Genomic DNA, 15,661 nt, shown 5'->3' on the forward strand with positions numbered 1-15,661 from the left:
GCCGATCCGCACGCCCCACAGGAGCGTTTCTCCTCAGGAGTCTGACGGCGCGGAGGGAGCCTGACCGGCCAAACGGGTGACCGTCACCCTTGGCTCAGATTGCCGATTCCCCTCAACATCGACGGTTCCACCGACCCCCTCCACGCCGCCGCCTCAGCCTGGGGGGTGGCGAGGACGAGCCGTCCGTCGTCTCCCACCGCGACGACATCGACCGGCAGCGCGCTTTCCGCGTCGAAGCGCAGGGTGAAAAGCGGATCGAGCCGCACCAGGAAGTCGAAGCTTTCCCAGCCATTTCCATAACCCCCTACTTTTCCGGCTTTCCGGCTTATTCCCCCGGGGGAATCCGCAACCCGTGGCGGATCCGTCGGCCTTCAATTACGATCACCAATCGTTCACCTTGCGCGCAGTAACAGACCCGGCACTTTCGGACGAGTGGAGCAGTCCACGCACCCAGGTCATACAGCGCAATGACCGCTCGCTTTCCGGCAATACGGTCAGCGCCGACTCCGCCCCGCAGCAGTCGCCGCCCCATGGAAAAGGCGGCGCGGGACGTGAACTCCGCGCCGCGACCATCGAGGAACCTGTGAACATACGCACCGCGCTGCGGTCGAGCAGCGCTCTGTGGGTTGCGCCAGCGGCTCTCGGGATCACGATCCTCTACTACGTGAAGTCGGGATCGGGACTCACCTTCATCCAGGACTACGGCTGGGCACCCACCCTCGTCTCCGAACCGCTCAGGTCGGCGTACGCGTTCGCCTATGGCGTGGCCAGTGCCCTGGGGGCCTGGGAGAGCGGCCGACTGCGGCGGGGGGCGGTGTGGGATCTCGCGCCCGTCCGGTCCCGATACACGATCGCCGCGCAGGCGTTGTTCCCGGTCGTCCTCCTGACATGGCTGATGCTGCTGGCGCCGGTCTGTGCGGCGCTGGTCCAGGACGGGGTTCTTCCCACTCCGGTGAGTCTCCGTCCGCTCGTCCTCGGTCTGCTGCTGTGCGTGGCGCATGCCGTGATCGGGTTCGCGGTCGGGACGCGGGTGCCGGCCGTCATCGCCGCACCCGTACTGGCCGTCGTCGTCTGGCTGATCGTCGCGACATCCCATGCGACGTCCGTACCCTGGCGGCGCCATATGCTGGGCGAATACAGCGTCGCGCTGGAGTACGGGGAAACGGCAACGCTGTCATCGATCGTCGCCGAAATACTGCCCACCCTCGCGCTCGCGATTGGGCTCGCCCTGCTGTGGCTGCCGCTTCGCCATGTGCTGCCACGGGTATCGCTGGCCATTGCCGTGGCCGTTTCCGGAAGCGGCATCGCCTACACCATGGTGAACGACTGGGGCACCGCGCCGCCCTTGAACACCGCGCAAGCCCCTATGCGGTGCGCGGGCACGGCCCCCCGTGTCTGCATGCCGGAAGCCACGGTCGGCGACATCGAGGCTGTGCGGGCGGAAGTCACGACGGCCGTGGACGACCTCGTCGCACTGGGTATCACCGACACACGCCCGGGCACCGTGACGGATTCCCTCACGGACGGACGCCACAAGGCCCCGTCCACGGTGGGGACCTGGCGCCTCGGTCTGACCAGCGGGGAACGGCAGGGCACCGTCCGCTATCGGGTCGTCCTCGAGGCAGTGGACTTCCCCTGCACACGGCCCGACCCGCACGCCGCCAGGACGGCGACGATGTGGCTCGCGGAACGGACGGGCGTGACGGCGGCGTACGAGGCAGACCTGCGCCACGACGACCTCTCCTTCGGGGAACCCCAGCGGCAAGCCCTGCACGAGACGATCGAACCCGTTCTGGCGCTGCCGGAGAACGAGCAGCTGAGCTGGTACGGGCAGGCGCTCGACGATGCCTGCGGGGCCGCCGCATGATCTGGTGGTGCAAGGCCCGGCGAGCCCATGTCCTGCTGCCGCTCGGGCTGTTGTCGCTGTTCGTCCTGTCGCTGGTGCTCCAGAGCCGGGAGACGCCGCTTCCGTCGATCACCGCGTCCGGCAGCGCTGAGCACACGCTCATGTCGTTCGCGCCGCTCCCGTTCGTCGCGACGCTCGCCCTGTGTCTCGACTCGCGGCTGCCCGCCGCCGAGATCTCCGGCACGCGACCCGTACGTGCCATGGACGCCGCGCTGACGGGCGCGGCCCTGGCGGTCGCCGTCACCATGTGCCTGCTGACCGGCCTCGTACTGGACTCCACGACGGTCATGGCGGCCGGGCGGAACACCGTCTTCCTCGCCGCACTGGTGCTCGTACTGCAGCCGTTCGCGGGCCAGGGCGCCGTCCTGGCGCCGGCCACCTGGCTGATCGCCGTCGCGCTCGTCGGTTTCCGGGGGCCGCGGGACCCGTATCCCTGGACCATCGTCCCCGAACGGGCGGGCGCGCCGCACGCCGCGCTCGGCACCGTCCTCCTTCTCCTGGCAGCGGCGGCCATCCAGTTGCGCGCCCCGAGGAACACACCATGACCACGCCCGTGAACGCGAATCTCGAACTCTCCGCCTGCACCTACGGCTACCGGCGCCGCCGCCGGCCCGTCATCGAGGAGCTGACCTACACCGTCCCGGACGGACTGACGATCCTCCTCGGCCCCAACGGCGCGGGGAAGTCCACCCTCCTGAAGCTCGCCGCTTCCGTCCTCGCCCCGCGCTCGGGGCGTATCAGCTGCGGTGGCCTGGAGTTCGCCTCGACGTCCTACCGTCGGGCCGTGGCGTGGATGCCGCAGACCATCACGCCGCTGCCGTCTCTCACGGCCCGCGAGTACGTCGCGTACGTCGGCTGGCTCAAGGGCATGTCGCGGAGCGACGCGTGGCAGCGGGCACGGGACGCGCTCCGGCGCGTCGAACTCGCCGACAAGGCGACGGAGAAGACATCCCGCCTCTCCGGCGGCCAGCTCCGGCGCGTCGGCGTCGCGTCGGCCCTCGTCCACGACGCCCGCGTCCTGCTGCTCGACGAGCCGACGGCCGGCATGGACCCGCGCCAGCGCCGCGTCTTCCGGGACATCCTCGCCACGCTGCGCGGCGAGGTGACCGTTCTCCTGTCCACCCACGACGTCGCCGACCTCGCGGAGGAGGCCGACCACGTCACCGTCCTCGACGCGGGCCGCGTGGTCCACACCGGCTCCACCGCGTCGTTCTTCCACCACACCCCGCCCGGCACCACACCCGGCCGCGCGGCCGAGGCCGCCTACACGGCCCTGCTCGGTGACAGCGCGGAGGTCTGAGCGGGACGACCGCGAACACCGACGGCCAACGGAACGTGGTGGGCCGACACCGATCACCCACCACGGCCCAACGGCCTACGAACCGGCGACATCATGCGGCCGTTCACACGGGTCCTGCTGAAGATGCAGCCGGCGGAGGTCCTGCAGAGCGGCGACGGGAAACGCAAACCGAACCCACTTCGTGCGATAACCGTCCTCGCCATGGACCTGCAGCACTGACTGAGCGGCTTGCATGACGGCATGAGCGAAAGCGCCCCGCTGCTGTGTCGAGCCCCAGAGGAGCACACCCTCCCGGTCGGGAACATCGAAGCTCGCGAACATGTCCGGGAAATAGTGGATCGCCACATCAACCTTCGTTCCCCTACGCCGCAGAACCCACCTCACCTCAGCCGGTTCGAGATCGGAGGAGAAGCGCTGAACGGCCACGGGGCCATAGAGACCCGCCACACCATGAAGCACGTCAGCAAGAGCATCCGTGCAATAGCTGACTATGTCCTTCCGCTCCGAGTGCTGATCCTTGATGCAGTATGTTGCCGACCCACTGCCACTCAGCTCCCAGCTGAACCTGAGATCGTTGGTCATCCACCTCTCCCCGCGATCGTCCCGGAAGACGGTACATCACGCATTCCCACCAATGATCCACTCCGCATGCTGGAAGACTTCCTCGAAGCTGGCAAGGAAATCAAAAAGAATGCGGTCGCGCTCCTGAACTGCTTCTCATCCACCTCCTGTCGGCCCCGGCCCTTCAACCGCGCCGACGGCGCCCTCGCCCGCTCCCGTTGCGTCGCTGCCTGCGGTGGCTTGAGTTGACGTGTCTCTACATCGCGCAGGCGTCGGCGATAGCTTGCGTGTCCCAGTAGAACGGACGGACCTCGGTGATCCGCCCGCCCTTCACCGTGATCGCTTGCAGAAGCGGGAAACTGAGCTCACGCCCGGTCGCCCGCGCGCGAGCACGAACCTGCGTGAGCACGACCGCAGTCTCACCGGTGGCGAGAAACTCCTGCTCCCGCATGTCGAACGACTCCCACACCTCTCCCATCCTGAGGAAGAACTGCGTGATCCCCTTGTGCCCGCGCCAGATACCTCCATAGGGCAACGCATCCGCCTGACGCAGCTCGACATCCGGCGCGAAGAAGGGGGCGAGCCGCTCGAAGAAGGCATCGCTGGAGCCTCCCTCATTCAGATACTCCGCCTCAGCCGCATACATGCCGGTGAGAACTGTCACCGACTCCGTGGTGATTGACTTCGTCATGCCGTCAGCATGAGCAACACGGAATGCCCATGCTGGCGGAAACCGGACATCGCTGTTTCTGCGCAGTCGCCACAGCCGCAACACGCCCCCAGCCCTACACCCTTATTCCGCGGCCCCGACGTCCCGCAGCAGAGGTCGCGAAACACTGCTTCGACGCGTGCTCCCCCCACGGGTGCGAGTGCTCCCAGACGGCTCGAGCAGCGCCACGCTGCGGCCGACAGCCCCGGCGAGCGCCACTGCTGACGCATCTGTCACACCCTCGCGGACCCACAGCTCGGCAGCCCGCAGGACCTCATACAGGCCGCGTTGGAGGACGAGCCCACCAACCAGCCGGAGAGCAGGTCGCGCACGAACCTGACGCTCGCCCTCGCCGTACTGCCTGTCCCTCTCTACTACCTCCCGGTGGCGGGCATACCGCTCGCCCTCGCGAGCGCGGCCGCCGCGACGTTCCGCCTGTGGCGCTCCACACCATGGCCCCGGAGCGAGAAACGGCTGGCGACAACACTCATCTTCGCGCCGGCGCTGATACTGCCCCTCGTATGGCTCCTGCTGGGCACGATCACCCTCACCGGCTCACTGATCGCGGCCGAGACCGCCCTCGTGCCACCCGTCATCGGAGCAGCACGGCTCGCCCTGACCGCCGCCCGACTACGCCGACACCACCGCTGAACCCTGGCGCCGCCCCTTTCCGGCGGCGCCTGATCAGTTCACGCACACAGCGCCTTCAGGCACCATGAGCGAACAGCCACCCGTGCCGCGTGAACGAGGATCGTCTGGATACGGGGGGGGGCGGACCGGATCGGTTCCAAGTAAAGGACACGTGGCGGACCAGGACCTGTCCTGGTCCGCGTGAGAGACATCCCTCCCGGCGCGCCGCGCCCAGCGTGCTTCCCGCCATAGGTCTGCTGTCGCCGCGGTTCTCCACACATCCCCCCACCGTCAGGCACCCCGACGCCCGTAACGGTCAGTAATCACGCATACCGGTGTGACACAACGGCATGGTAGCGTCACACCGCTCACTGGCCGACGGCATGTACACAACCTCAGGGGGCGCCGGGGTGGAATTCACGGTTGAAACGGCCACCGTTTCCGGGAGAACGGCCCGGCTCGGCCTGGTCTGCACGGGGATGCCGACATCAGCAGTGTTGTTGGGCAAGGACTGCGGGTCGGACTGCCCTGCCGAGACACCGGTAGGGCTCAGAGGGCTGGAATCGGACTGGATCGGCTGGGTAAAGCGGTTCCCGGTCCTGCGTAGGATGCCCGGTCTGATCGCACGTGGCGTGATGATGGTCGGCCGGCGCAAAAGGAGCCGCCTCGCGGCGGAGGGTGCCCACAGCCCCATGCGCAGGATCGCCAGTTTGTCCGCGGTCAGCCTCGCCAGCGGCGTCGTGTCGCTGATCGTCACCTGACAGGGGCGGGGCAATGATCCTCGAACTCCAACGCGCGGCCAACCGCCGCATGCGCATGACGATTCTCGTTCTCGCCGGACTGGTCGTCCTCCTCGCCAGCGGCCTGCTGGGTGCTCTGTTGTTCGGCGGCGGCTCCGGCGAGGACGGCGGTAGCGGAGCAGCACCCGCTGCCTCGTCCTCCTCAGCCGGCCCGGACGGTGACGACGATGACGGTTCCGTCGAAACCCTGCCGCCCTCCGACGGGTACACCGCCCCGGAGCAGTATGTGCAGTTGCCGGTGGGCAGCGGCGAGACGGAGGGCCTGCCGACCGGGTTTCCGCACACGCCCGAGGGCGCCATCGCCGTGCTGGTCTCCAGCAGCCGCTACGCCTCTTCGTGGGACCCGGAGGAGATCCGCCGCAACATCCGCGTCTACGCGACCGAGGACGACAAGGACGAGCTGCTGGCCCTGGCGGACCAGGGGGCGCAGGTCATGCGCAGCCACGTCGGCATCCCCGAGACCGGGCCGATCCCGCCCGGGGCGACAGTGAACTCATGGGTCATCGGCGTCCAGTGGGAAGAACTGTCCGCCGACCACGTGCGGGTCAGCACGCTCGTCCGCCTCACCTACTCCGCCGGGGAGGGCGAGGAACGCCACACAGAGCTGATCTCCGCCACCGGCGACGTGGTCTGGGAAGACGGCGACTGGAAGAACACCCCGGTGTCCCCCGAGATCGCCTCGGACGCCCCCGAGGTCGGCGGCGACATCGGGTCCCAGGGGTTCATCGACGCCGGCTGGATCGCCATCAGGGAAGGGGACCGGCGGTGAAGCGTGCAGCAGCCCTGCTCCTGCTGCCAGCTGCGCTCCTGACGGCGTCTCCCGCACCGGCGGCCACGGCCGCCCCGGACCGGGGGCCGCGGCGGCTGCACCAGCAGCCGCTCCCGCCGATGTCGACCGGAACAGCTGCGCGGTCGGATTCTTGACATTGGGGCTGTTGATCGGGGACGACATGGAGAGCCTCGCCGCTGCCGAGGCAGCAATCAACACCGCCGAGTTGCGGACCCGAGCCCAGTTCCTCACCCGCGCAGCCACCGCACACCTCCGCATGCGGGACGTCGAAGCAGCCTGCACCACGGCGCACGAAGCCCTGTCGCGAGCCGCACGGCTCCAGTCTGCCCGGTTGAACGAACACGTGCAGGCGTGCACCGACGAACTCGCCGCGGACGGCCACACCACCCACGCCGCGGACGTCACCGAACGGGACGCCTGCCTGCTACGGACGGAGCCCTGACCATGTCCGACGCCGTACTCGTCCTTTGGGACATCGACCGCACACTCCTGTACGTCGGCGACACGGACCGACAGGTCTACCGCGAGACGTTCCACCAGGTCGTCGGCCGGCCCGCGGAGAAGCTCCCCGAACGGGGCACCGGAGTGACGATGCCGCTCGCTATTCGCACGCTCCTCCTGGACAACGGCGTGGCCGAGCGGGACGTCCCCCGACTGCTGTCCCGGATGGTGCAACGCCTGCCCCAACGCCTAGCCACACACGTCGAAGAGATGAAGCACAGCGGCACACTCCTGCCGGGCGCGATGGAATCGCTCCAAGCCGTGTACACGGCACCTTCCCTTCTCCCGGCCGTGGTCACGGGGAATCTGAAACCGAACGCCGAGATCAAACTCCGCGCCTTCGCACTGACCCCCTACCTCGACCTTGACATCGGGGCTTTCGCTTCCGACGACCAGCACCGTCCCGCCCTCGTCGGCATCGCCCAGGACCGCGCAGAGAAGAAGCACGGCATCGAGTTCACCCAGTCCAACACCGTCATCGTCGGCGACTCGCTCGAAGACGTCCGCACTGGGCTGGAAGGCGGCGCACTGGTGATCGGCATAGCAAGCGGCAAGAGCTCCGCCACAGATCTCAGACGAGCTGGCGCCAACCTCGTCCTGCCCAGCCTACGAAACGCCGGAGACCTGCTGGCCTCCATAACTACCCTGACCCAGTAGGGCCTCACTGCACGTCACCGCGGTCAACGGCCAGCAGGCACCGACGTCCCAACTCAACGGCCATCGTTGATCGCGGATCTGCATGCTCCGCAGGGCCACCCGCGCGACGCCCGCATGACCTGTGGCACACCGGCATCCTCTTCTGGGAGAATCCCTACATGATTCACGGCTGCAGATATGACTATGACACCTTCATGGATAGCGGGAGGTGCGTGATGCCATGAGAACAACCCTGCGTGTCACGCTAGAAGGTGATCTCTGTTTACTGGGCCTCGGAAAGCCGCAACGCGACTTGATTCGAGAGGTGCTGTCGTTCTTGAGGGATCGCGAGGATGGGGATATCGCTTCTGTGGTTCGCGCCGGGGTTGATCGAGCGAGTTTGGGGCGAGTAAAGGAGAAGCTGACCGGCCGCGATATTGGCCTTTCGATTGAGGAGGTGCATATCCTCTTCTCCGCGCTAACCGCCACCGTCGCAACAGTTCCATCCGAGCAGGAATTCTTCACCAGGATTGGATTCTTCAAAGAGCAGGCAGTGTCGCTAGCAAACGCGCTCGTACGCGACATCGCATATGCTGTCGATTCACGGTAAGCAAGACTGGATGAATCATGGTCATCAACCGCGCACCAACCCCGCTCGATCATTGCATCCATGCTGTGGCTGGTGAGTAGTGGGTGGCAGGAGCAAAACAGAAGCCTCGTCAGGGTGTGCTTTGAGGGGGCTTCCGCGACGGTTGTCGGCAATTCCGATGGCAGTGTCAGGGGCTGGCCGGCGATGGGCCGATCTCCAGGGGCCGTTGTCGGGTCACCTGAGGGTGTTACCCAGCACGTCGATGGCTTGCCTTTGGGTGAACCCGAGCGAGGGAGAGACATGGGAGCTGGCTGACAGGGTGGCGGGAGCGCTTGAGCGGTCGAAGGCTTCTGATATACCGACGCGAATCCAGGCATTGGAAGCGCTCACAGAGCCTGTCCAAGAAATTGTCCAACGCGCCATTATCCGAATCGGAACTGGAACTGCTGCACGCGCTCAAGCGAGGCGGCGTGCGGGAGATCGCCGTCGACGGGGCGGACGTCCCGGCCGGACCGCCCGTCGTCGACAACCTCCTCGACAGGCTGCGCCGGCTGGAGGCCGTCGCCGACGACGAGACGCGGGAGGTCGCGCTGCGCATGAACGCCCTCGACGCGGACCGGAGGGACACCGTGCGGGCCGTCCTGGACAGCAGCGCCCTACTCGACGCGCTCCGGGACGAACACGTCCGCGCACTCACCGAGACGGCCGCCGCGCTCCCCGCCGAGCGGACCGCATCGGCGCTCCGGGTGCTGCGCACGCCGGCTCTCCTCGACGCGTTGGCGGAGGAGCGGATCGGCGACATCGCGCGGGAGTCGGCCCGGCTCTCCCCCGGCAGCCGGCAGGCGGTGCTGACGTTGATCGGACACCTGCAGGACGTCGAACGAGGCCCCGCCGGGTAGCCCCGCCCCGCGGACGTCACGCCGCGTCGGTACCGGCCTCGTCCAGCAGGCGGGGGTCGAGGCCGAGCGCCGCCACGATGAGCACCGGCGACAGGTGCGGCATCAGCAGCTGGGCAGCGGCCAGCGTCGTCCGGTCACGGAGGAGCCCGGGGACGCCCGTCTCGTGCCCGTCCTTCAGGTCGAACGTGATCTCCGTTCCGCCCGGCAGACGGAACCGCACTCGACACGCCGCGTCAGAAGTCATCGCAGCGCCCGAAGAAAGAATCCGGAAAGCGCGTCGGATCGATCAATCATTGCCCATCCTCACGTGACACCCACCCGCTCGGGCACTTCTTACGCAACCACTCGGCGTATGTCAACGCTGCGCCGCACCAGGTCGTTTGCGTCTCGCCCGCCTCTCGCGGGACGAGAAGGAAAAACGCTTCTGCGGCTTTTTCTCGGCAGGCGAGAAAGTATCTGCGCAACTCGATTTCCGTGATGGCAGAGGTGTGCACTAATCTCCCCGGGGGCGAAGTCGGAATCCCGAAGGAGCGAAGTGCGCGCCATCAGCATGGAGGAGTTCGGCGGTCCCGAGGTGCTCCGTCTGCGGGAAATCCCCGAACCGCGGCCCCGCGCCGCGCACCATCTGCTGCGGGTGACACGTGCCGGCGTGAACTTCGCCGACGTCCACGTCCGCGGCAACACGTACCTCTCCCCCGTCACGCTGCCGTACGTCCCGGGCAACGAGGTCGTCGGCACCACGGAGGACGGGCGGCGCTTCGTCGGGCTGACACAGGGCGGCGGCTACGCGGAGCAGGCCCTGCTGCACCGACGGGTCGCGTGGGCCGTGCCGGACGACATCACCGACGACCAGGCCGTGGCGCTCGCGCTCCAGGGGCAGTCGGCCTGGCACCTGCTGTTCACGACGGCCCGCGTCGCGGCGGGCGAGACCGTCGTCGTCCCGGCGGCAGGCGGCGGGCTCGGCTCCCTCGCCGTCCAGCTCGCCCGGGAGGCCGGGGCCACGGTGATCGCTCTGGCCAGCACCGAACGCAAACGCCGGCTCGCCCGCGACCTCGGCGCGGACGCCGCGATCGACTCGACGGCCGACGACCTGACGGCCCGCATCCTCGACGCGGCGGGCGGCCCCGTCCAGGTCGCACTGGAGATGACCGGCGAACCCGTGCTGTCCCGCGTCCTCGACGCCCTCGCGCCGCACGGGCGGCTCGCCCTGTACGGCTTCGCCTCCGGTCGCCCGGCGGACCTGCCCATCCGGGCGCTTTTGGAGAAGTCCATCACCGTCTCCGGCTTCTGGCTGCCCAACCTCTACCGCGACCGTGAGGCCCTGCCCACCAGCATGACGGCGCTCTTCGAAGCCGTCCGCAAGGGCGCCGTCAAACCCGTGCACGGCGGCGTCCTCCCCCTGGGCGACGCGTCAACGGCCCACGCCACGCTGGCGACGCGCGAGCACGTCGGCAAGCTGTCCCTCGACCCGACGACATGACGGACGACGTCTGGACGGAGGGCGCCGCGATCCGCCTGGGCGGCACCGGGCACGCGGAGCGCGTCTTCCGCGTGCAGCGGGCGTTCGCGGACCTCGGCGGCGACATCCACGGCCCCGGCGCGCTGGCCCGCGCGTCCGGCCTGGACGACTCGGCCGTCTACCGCATCCTGCAGACGGGCGTACACCTCGGCGTCTTCGAACGCGTCGGCCGCGGCCGGTACCGCCTCGGTACACGCACGGCCTCCATGGGCATCCACGCACTGGCAAACGCACCCGGCACCACAACGCGCGCGGTCCTGGACCGACTGCGCGAAACGACGGACGGCGGCCTCGCCATGCTCTACGTCCTCGCACCCTTCGGCGGCGCGCAACGCCAGTGCATCGACATGGCCGTCGGCGACTCCGACCTCGGCGAACTCGGCATGACACCACGCGAAGTCCTCACAGTGACCCGCTCACTGCGCACCGGAGCCAGCGGCCGAACCATCCTCGCGCACCTGCCGAGAGCCATCCAACAACGAGTCCTGGCCGAACCAGTCCCCACCGAAGCAGGCCCCGGCGCCTACCAGGACAACGACGCACTGCTGCGCTCACTGGAACAGATCCGCGAACAGGGCTACGCCACCGGCTTCGAGGAATGCTCACCGGGCTGGAACAGCTGCGCGGCCCCCATCATGTGGGGCGACCTGATCATGGGCTCGGCACTGCTGCTCAAACCGGCAACCGTCATGCCGCACATCACCGACACAGTGATCACGGCAACCAGAAAAGCAGCAGCAGAACTCAGCGCCTACGCACGCCACCCAACCCCGAACCAGCACCTCTGAGACCATGAACGCATGACCACAGACGCCACCAGTCAAGAAACGGCAAAGCCGCTCTAACACCGCAGGTCAAAAAGGGTGCTCCCCGCGCGAGCGGGGGTGTTCCGGAGCGCCTCCGCCGCGGTCTCGCCGTGCTGATGTGCTCCCCGCGCGAGCGGGGGTGTTCCGGTCACCGCCTCGACGGTGTCCGCCGCAATCGCAGTGCTCCCCGCGCGAGCGGGGGTGTTCCGAGGCGGTGGTCGAGGTCGGCGACGACGGTGCGGTGCTCCCCGCGCGAGCGGGGGTGTTCCGTGGGGCCGACAGTACCTCTCAGCGCTGACAAGGTGCTCCCCGCGCGAGCGGGGGTGTTCCGTAGCCGTCCGCCAGCTTCCGGTAGCCGTCCACGTGCTCCCCGCGCGAGCGGGGGTGTTCCGAGAACCACCGAACCGATCAGCTCAGGCGTGGCGTGCTCCCCGCGCGAGCGGGGGTGTTCCGACCCGACCGTACAGGCGGTCGGCATTGGTGGCGTGCTCCCCGCGCGAGCGGGGGTGTTCCCTGGCCGCGTCGGCGAGGGCGTCCGCCGCCTTCGTGCTCCCCGCGCGAGCGGGGGTGTTCCCTGTGGCGAGTGTGGCAGGCCAACGGGATGGACGTGCTCCCCGCGCGAGCGGGGGTGTTCCGTGCGGGCAGCGCAGCTCACCATCGACGTACAGTGCTCCCCGCGCGAGCGGGGGTGTTCCGAAACGGCCGGGACTACGGTCTAAAAACGGCCTGTCCTCCCCGCGCGAGCGGGGGTGTTCCGCCCGGCTACCTCTACCTCGCCGGCCTCGGCGCGTCCTCCCCGCGCGAGCGGGGGTGTTCCGGGGTCCCAGTCGAGGAGCGAGTCCGTGAGGTGGTCCTCCCCGCGCGAGCGGGGGTGTTCCGGTGACGCGAAACTTCGGGTTGCCGAGACTGCTGTGCTCCCCGCGCGAGCGGGGGTGTTCCGGGGGAGGAGTACAACGAGCGCGGCACCCGCTAGTGCTCCCCGCGCGAGCGGGGGTGTTCCGCCACGGTGCGCGCTCTCATCTCCGCCGAGCGGGGGTGTTCCGTCCCCCCTCTGGTTGTACCGTCACGGAACGATCACTCTGCCGGTATGCCCATGTCACTTACGGCAAGCTCCTGGTCATGAGACTCACCCGCGCGCGGCACGGCATCGTGGCCGCGTTCACGACAGCCGCACTTACCCTGGCCGCCGCCGCATGCAGTTCGGACGGCGACGATGGCAACCGTCCATCCGCCGCCGGCGGCTCCCGGGAGCAACTCCGCCAAGCCGTCGAGGACAACCTCGCCGCGATCAATGACGGCGACGTCGATGCCCTGCTCGCCAGCCAGTCCGCCAACTGCCGCGAGCGGACCACCCCCGAGGAGACCGCCCAGGCACTCGAACTCATCGACGCCTTCTACGGTGACGTCTCCCTCGAAGACCTCGACATCATCGAGTTCGACGGGACGACCGCCCGCGTCCGCGGCACCACCGGGATCGAAGCCATCGACGAGTCCGGCGACCAGGACGGCGCACGCTGGATCTGGGAGGACGGCGCGTGGCGCGACGACAGTTGCGACGAAGACGCGGCCGACGACCAGGAAGCCGACGACCCCGCCGACACCGTCCCCACGGATCTCCCCGTGGGCAAGAGTCACGACTGGAGCGACGGCGCCACGACCACGGTCACCGGAGTCTCGGAGATTCCGGACGACAGCCTCGGCGAATTCTCCACACTCACCGAGGGACACACACCCTTCTGGGTGGAGATCACGATCACCAACCACAGCGAGCAACCGATCGACCTCGGCGACTTCCACCTGTCGGTCGAGGGCGCGACCAACGGTGGGACCGTCGACTCAGTGTACATCGAGGACCAGGAGCACCTCGAAGGACGCCTCGCCCCCGGAGAGACCAAGGAGTGGCGAGACTCCTACAGCATCGACACAGCCGCCAACGGACGTGACCTGGTGATCGAGGTCTGGCGTACCAGCGAGGACCTCTTCCTGGACGCACCGACCTGGGTGGCGACGATCGAGTAGTCCTGTTCGGGAACGGACGCCTCGGTGGCTACGGGGTCAGCGAAAGCTATCCCTCGGTCTTCACGACGGCTTCGTGTGCCGCGTGGGCGAGGATCGTCTGAGTGCGGGCAGGAAGGCCGGATCGGTTCCAGGTGAAGAGCGCGTGGTAGGCCAGGATCTGCCGCAGTCCGCGGGTGAGGTGATGTCCCCGCGCTCCACGAGCTGATCGACCATCTCCCCGCGCAGACGGTCCGCGTCGGTGGCGGCCTCGGTCATGTTGCTCACAGGCTCGATTCCTTCCGGAAGGCTCACTCACTGCATGGCCGGGGAGCCCTCGGGAGAGGGCGTGACGAGGCGTGGGACGGCCCGGTCCGACGGCCAGGCGGACACTGACGCGCGCAGTGTAGCCACGCGACTACCGTCCGGCCGGATCCGGCGGAACGGCCGCCGGCGCGGCCTCGCCCAGCCACTGAACCAGCGGCCGCGGCAGGCGGACAAGGAACCGGCTGTACCCCGGCCGTACCCCACTCGCCAATGTGCCGGGATCCGGGCGAACGGGCCACCGACCCGTCGCGCGACTGGTGGAATCGGCCCGTGCAGACGACACAGCACCCGGCAGGACACCCGCTCGCCTACCTGCGACACCGCCACGGCCTGTCCCTCGAGGACCTGGCCGGCCTCGTCCGCCGTGAACTCGTACGGCAAGGGCTGCGGTCCGGAATCACCCGCCAGCGCATCGCCGACTTCGAACACCCCGAGCGGCGCGGCGGACGGTATCCGGGCGAGGAACTGCAACGCGTTCTCGCCCGCGTTTTCGACATTCCGCAGGAACTCGTGCGCCCGGAAGACTGGCCCTGGTGGCTGCCCGCCACCGACAGCCCCATGCATCAGGTAATCCCGCAGCAACGAGCCTGGTCGGCCAGTCCAGAGGGGCGCTGCTACCCAGCAGGCGGTGTGCGTACTCCGAAGCGCGCCAGGCAGTGCCAGACCTTCTTGAGGTCCTGAAGGCCGTACCGGCCAGTGCGGGCCGCATCCCCGATGACCTTGGGGTTGAGCAGGCCGTCAACGGCGATCTCGACACCCAGGTCAACGTATTCCTGCCCCCGGTAGCTTGAATGACGTCGCAGTTCAGCCACGCTGAGCCGAAAACCTGGGTGCCATTCGATTGGGCACGGGAGGCGATGAGCTGCTACTTCAACCTCTGTCCCGCGATAGCTCGGGTCCAACACCAGTGCCTCGACGTCACAGTCGAACCCGACCCGTCCGTGAATCTGCGCCTCAATGTGACAGTCCAGGGCATCCAACTTGCCCGCCTCGGCCAACTCGATGAGTGAGCAACGGTCTGCTGTGCCGAAGTCGGAGGGCTCGGTGGAACTGTCGGGGTAGCAGAACGTGGTGCGTCTCAGGGTCTCGATGTTGAGTCTGAAGTACGAAGAGCCGAACCGCGGTGCACCACCGACCGGGTCTTGGCGGTAGTTCAGCGCTCCGTATACGGGGCGCTGGTCAGCCGGGGCTTCGTCGTACGCACCGCCAAAGATACGACTCTCCCAACGCCACCGGTCTCCACCAGGATGAGCAGTGAGACCACCGTTGCTCGTACCTGTCACGAACTGCGATCGGTAAACACCGTCTTCCACCATCTGGGCCAGAGTCAGACGATGTCCTGCGGGACGATCGGGATGAAAGTGCATCGTCACCCGGAGGTCTCCAGCGAGCGGCTCTCCTCCGCAGGAAACAGCCACATGCTGCAGAGCCTTCTCCTGAAGCGATACGACGATGTCAGCACCCATGCGTGGAGTTTGCACGGACGGTGCTGCTCAACGCACTTCAGTTTGTCAGACAGGCTACAGCCATGCCGAAGTCCAGCGGCCTTAGCATCGACCACGCACGCCGAATAGCGCAGGGTCGGGACACTGCCTCTTCACCAGTAGGTGGACCGTCATGCTCCCACTCACGTCGAGCGGAGGGGACCTGCATGGGGAAGTGGATGCACGACGACCCTACGAGCGCAAGGGCT

The 15,661-nt window shown here is 68.0% G+C and carries 20 protein-coding genes and 1 CRISPR repeat array; of the genes, 15 read left to right on the plus strand and 5 right to left on the minus strand.

All coding sequences use genetic code 11. The annotated features are described in order from the left end of the window. Window positions 1–83 precede the first annotated feature (83 nt). Window positions 84–266: a hypothetical protein gene (locus EMA09_RS12325; protein ID WP_129841103.1), complete on the minus strand. Its 183-nt coding sequence runs from the start codon at window positions 264–266 to the stop codon at window positions 84–86. An 86-nt stretch (window positions 267–352) separates the two neighbouring features. On the opposite strand from EMA09_RS12325, the gene EMA09_RS12330 reads away from it, so the two are divergent. From EMA09_RS12330 to EMA09_RS12340, 3 genes are read left to right on the plus strand one after another with little or no spacing between them, the layout of a single operon-like run. Continuing rightward, window positions 353–1,867, plus strand: a complete 1,515-nt coding sequence (locus EMA09_RS12330) for a hypothetical protein (RefSeq protein WP_129841104.1) — start codon at window positions 353–355, stop codon at window positions 1,865–1,867. Next, window positions 1,864–2,451 carry a hypothetical protein gene (locus tag EMA09_RS12335; protein WP_129841105.1) on the plus strand — a complete coding sequence of 196 codons (588 nt, stop codon included), beginning with the start codon at window positions 1,864–1,866 and terminating at the stop codon, window positions 2,449–2,451. The genes EMA09_RS12330 and EMA09_RS12335 overlap by 4 nt, the downstream gene beginning before the upstream one ends. Further along, complete coding sequence (locus tag EMA09_RS12340; RefSeq protein ID WP_129841106.1) at window positions 2,448–3,206, plus strand: ATP-binding cassette domain-containing protein; 759 nt, start codon at window positions 2,448–2,450, stop codon at window positions 3,204–3,206. The genes EMA09_RS12335 and EMA09_RS12340 overlap by 4 nt, the downstream gene beginning before the upstream one ends. Window positions 3,207–3,281: 75 nt before the next feature. Here the strand turns inward: EMA09_RS12340 and EMA09_RS12345 are convergent, their stop codons facing one another. Beyond that, window positions 3,282–3,788, minus strand: a complete 507-nt coding sequence (locus EMA09_RS12345) for a hypothetical protein (RefSeq protein WP_129841107.1) — start codon at window positions 3,786–3,788, stop codon at window positions 3,282–3,284. A gap of 66 nt (window positions 3,789–3,854) precedes the next feature. On the opposite strand from EMA09_RS12345, the gene EMA09_RS28350 reads away from it, so the two are divergent. Further along, complete coding sequence (locus EMA09_RS28350; protein ID WP_168220716.1) at window positions 3,855–4,016, plus strand: hypothetical protein; 162 nt, start codon at window positions 3,855–3,857, stop codon at window positions 4,014–4,016. A gap of 7 nt (window positions 4,017–4,023) precedes the next feature. Here the strand turns inward: EMA09_RS28350 and EMA09_RS12350 are convergent, their stop codons facing one another. Next, window positions 4,024–4,458 (minus strand): nuclear transport factor 2 family protein, encoded by a 435-nt coding sequence (locus tag EMA09_RS12350; protein ID WP_129841108.1) that lies wholly within the window; start codon window positions 4,456–4,458, stop codon window positions 4,024–4,026. Between the two features lie 306 nt (window positions 4,459–4,764). On the opposite strand from EMA09_RS12350, the gene EMA09_RS12355 reads away from it, so the two are divergent. From EMA09_RS12355 to EMA09_RS12385, 7 genes are all read left to right on the plus strand, one after another. Then, window positions 4,765–5,127, plus strand: coding sequence for a hypothetical protein (locus tag EMA09_RS12355; RefSeq protein ID WP_129841109.1), 363 nt, complete (start codon window positions 4,765–4,767; stop codon window positions 5,125–5,127). Window positions 5,128–5,516: 389 nt separating this feature from the next. Then, entirely contained in the window at window positions 5,517–5,867 is a 351-nt protein-coding gene (locus tag EMA09_RS12360) for a hypothetical protein (RefSeq protein ID WP_129841110.1), read from the plus strand. A gap of 13 nt (window positions 5,868–5,880) precedes the next feature. Continuing rightward, the gene (locus EMA09_RS12365; RefSeq protein ID WP_129841111.1) at window positions 5,881–6,675 is read left to right on the plus strand and encodes a hypothetical protein; all 795 of its coding nucleotides are present in this window, start codon (window positions 5,881–5,883) and stop codon (window positions 6,673–6,675) included. Window positions 6,676–6,841: 166 nt separating this feature from the next. Next, a complete protein-coding gene (locus EMA09_RS12370) occupies window positions 6,842–7,138 on the plus strand; it encodes a hypothetical protein (protein ID WP_129841112.1) in 297 nt (98 codons plus the stop codon). Window positions 7,139–7,140: 2 nt separating this feature from the next. Continuing rightward, the gene (locus EMA09_RS12375) at window positions 7,141–7,854 is read left to right on the plus strand and encodes a haloacid dehalogenase-like hydrolase (protein WP_129841113.1); all 714 of its coding nucleotides are present in this window, start codon (window positions 7,141–7,143) and stop codon (window positions 7,852–7,854) included. Between the two features lie 220 nt (window positions 7,855–8,074). Then, window positions 8,075–8,443 carry a hypothetical protein gene (locus tag EMA09_RS12380; protein ID WP_129841114.1) on the plus strand — a complete coding sequence of 123 codons (369 nt, stop codon included), beginning with the start codon at window positions 8,075–8,077 and terminating at the stop codon, window positions 8,441–8,443. A gap of 386 nt (window positions 8,444–8,829) precedes the next feature. Next, on the plus strand, window positions 8,830–9,321 hold the full coding sequence (locus EMA09_RS12385) for a hypothetical protein (protein ID WP_129841115.1): 492 nt from the start codon (window positions 8,830–8,832) through the stop codon (window positions 9,319–9,321). 16 nt (window positions 9,322–9,337) lie between these two features. Here the strand turns inward: EMA09_RS12385 and EMA09_RS12390 are convergent, their stop codons facing one another. Further along, window positions 9,338–9,541, minus strand: coding sequence for a hypothetical protein (locus EMA09_RS12390; protein WP_129841116.1), 204 nt, complete (start codon window positions 9,539–9,541; stop codon window positions 9,338–9,340). A gap of 315 nt (window positions 9,542–9,856) precedes the next feature. On the opposite strand from EMA09_RS12390, the gene EMA09_RS12395 reads away from it, so the two are divergent. The 4 genes from EMA09_RS12395 (at window position 9,857) to EMA09_RS12415 (ending at window position 14,649) form a co-directional block, all read left to right on the plus strand. Beyond that, window positions 9,857–10,801: a zinc-binding dehydrogenase gene (locus EMA09_RS12395; protein WP_129841117.1), complete on the plus strand. Its 945-nt coding sequence runs from the start codon at window positions 9,857–9,859 to the stop codon at window positions 10,799–10,801. Further along, window positions 10,798–11,628, plus strand: a complete 831-nt coding sequence (locus EMA09_RS12400) for an IclR family transcriptional regulator C-terminal domain-containing protein (RefSeq protein WP_129841118.1) — start codon at window positions 10,798–10,800, stop codon at window positions 11,626–11,628. The genes EMA09_RS12395 and EMA09_RS12400 overlap by 4 nt, the downstream gene beginning before the upstream one ends. Window positions 11,629–11,703: 75 nt before the next feature. Then, a CRISPR array of direct repeats spans window positions 11,704–12,647; the repeat unit is 29 nt; unit sequence GTGCTCCCCGCGCGAGCGGGGGTGTTCCG. A gap of 118 nt (window positions 12,648–12,765) precedes the next feature. Next, window positions 12,766–13,665, plus strand: a complete 900-nt coding sequence (locus EMA09_RS12405; RefSeq protein ID WP_129841119.1) for a nuclear transport factor 2 family protein — start codon at window positions 12,766–12,768, stop codon at window positions 13,663–13,665. 573 nt (window positions 13,666–14,238) lie between these two features. Then, window positions 14,239–14,649, plus strand: a complete 411-nt coding sequence (locus EMA09_RS12415; protein WP_129841120.1) for a helix-turn-helix transcriptional regulator — start codon at window positions 14,239–14,241, stop codon at window positions 14,647–14,649. Here the strand turns inward: EMA09_RS12415 and EMA09_RS12420 are convergent. Continuing rightward, window positions 14,583–15,434 (minus strand): DUF3626 domain-containing protein, encoded by an 852-nt coding sequence (locus EMA09_RS12420; protein ID WP_168220717.1) that lies wholly within the window; start codon window positions 15,432–15,434, stop codon window positions 14,583–14,585. The genes EMA09_RS12415 and EMA09_RS12420 overlap by 67 nt on opposite strands. Between the last annotated feature and the right edge of the window lie 227 nt (window positions 15,435–15,661).

It is taken from the genome of Streptomyces sp. RFCAC02 (genome assembly GCF_004193175.1).
GTDB lineage: Bacteria > Actinomycetota > Actinomycetes > Streptomycetales > Streptomycetaceae > Streptomyces.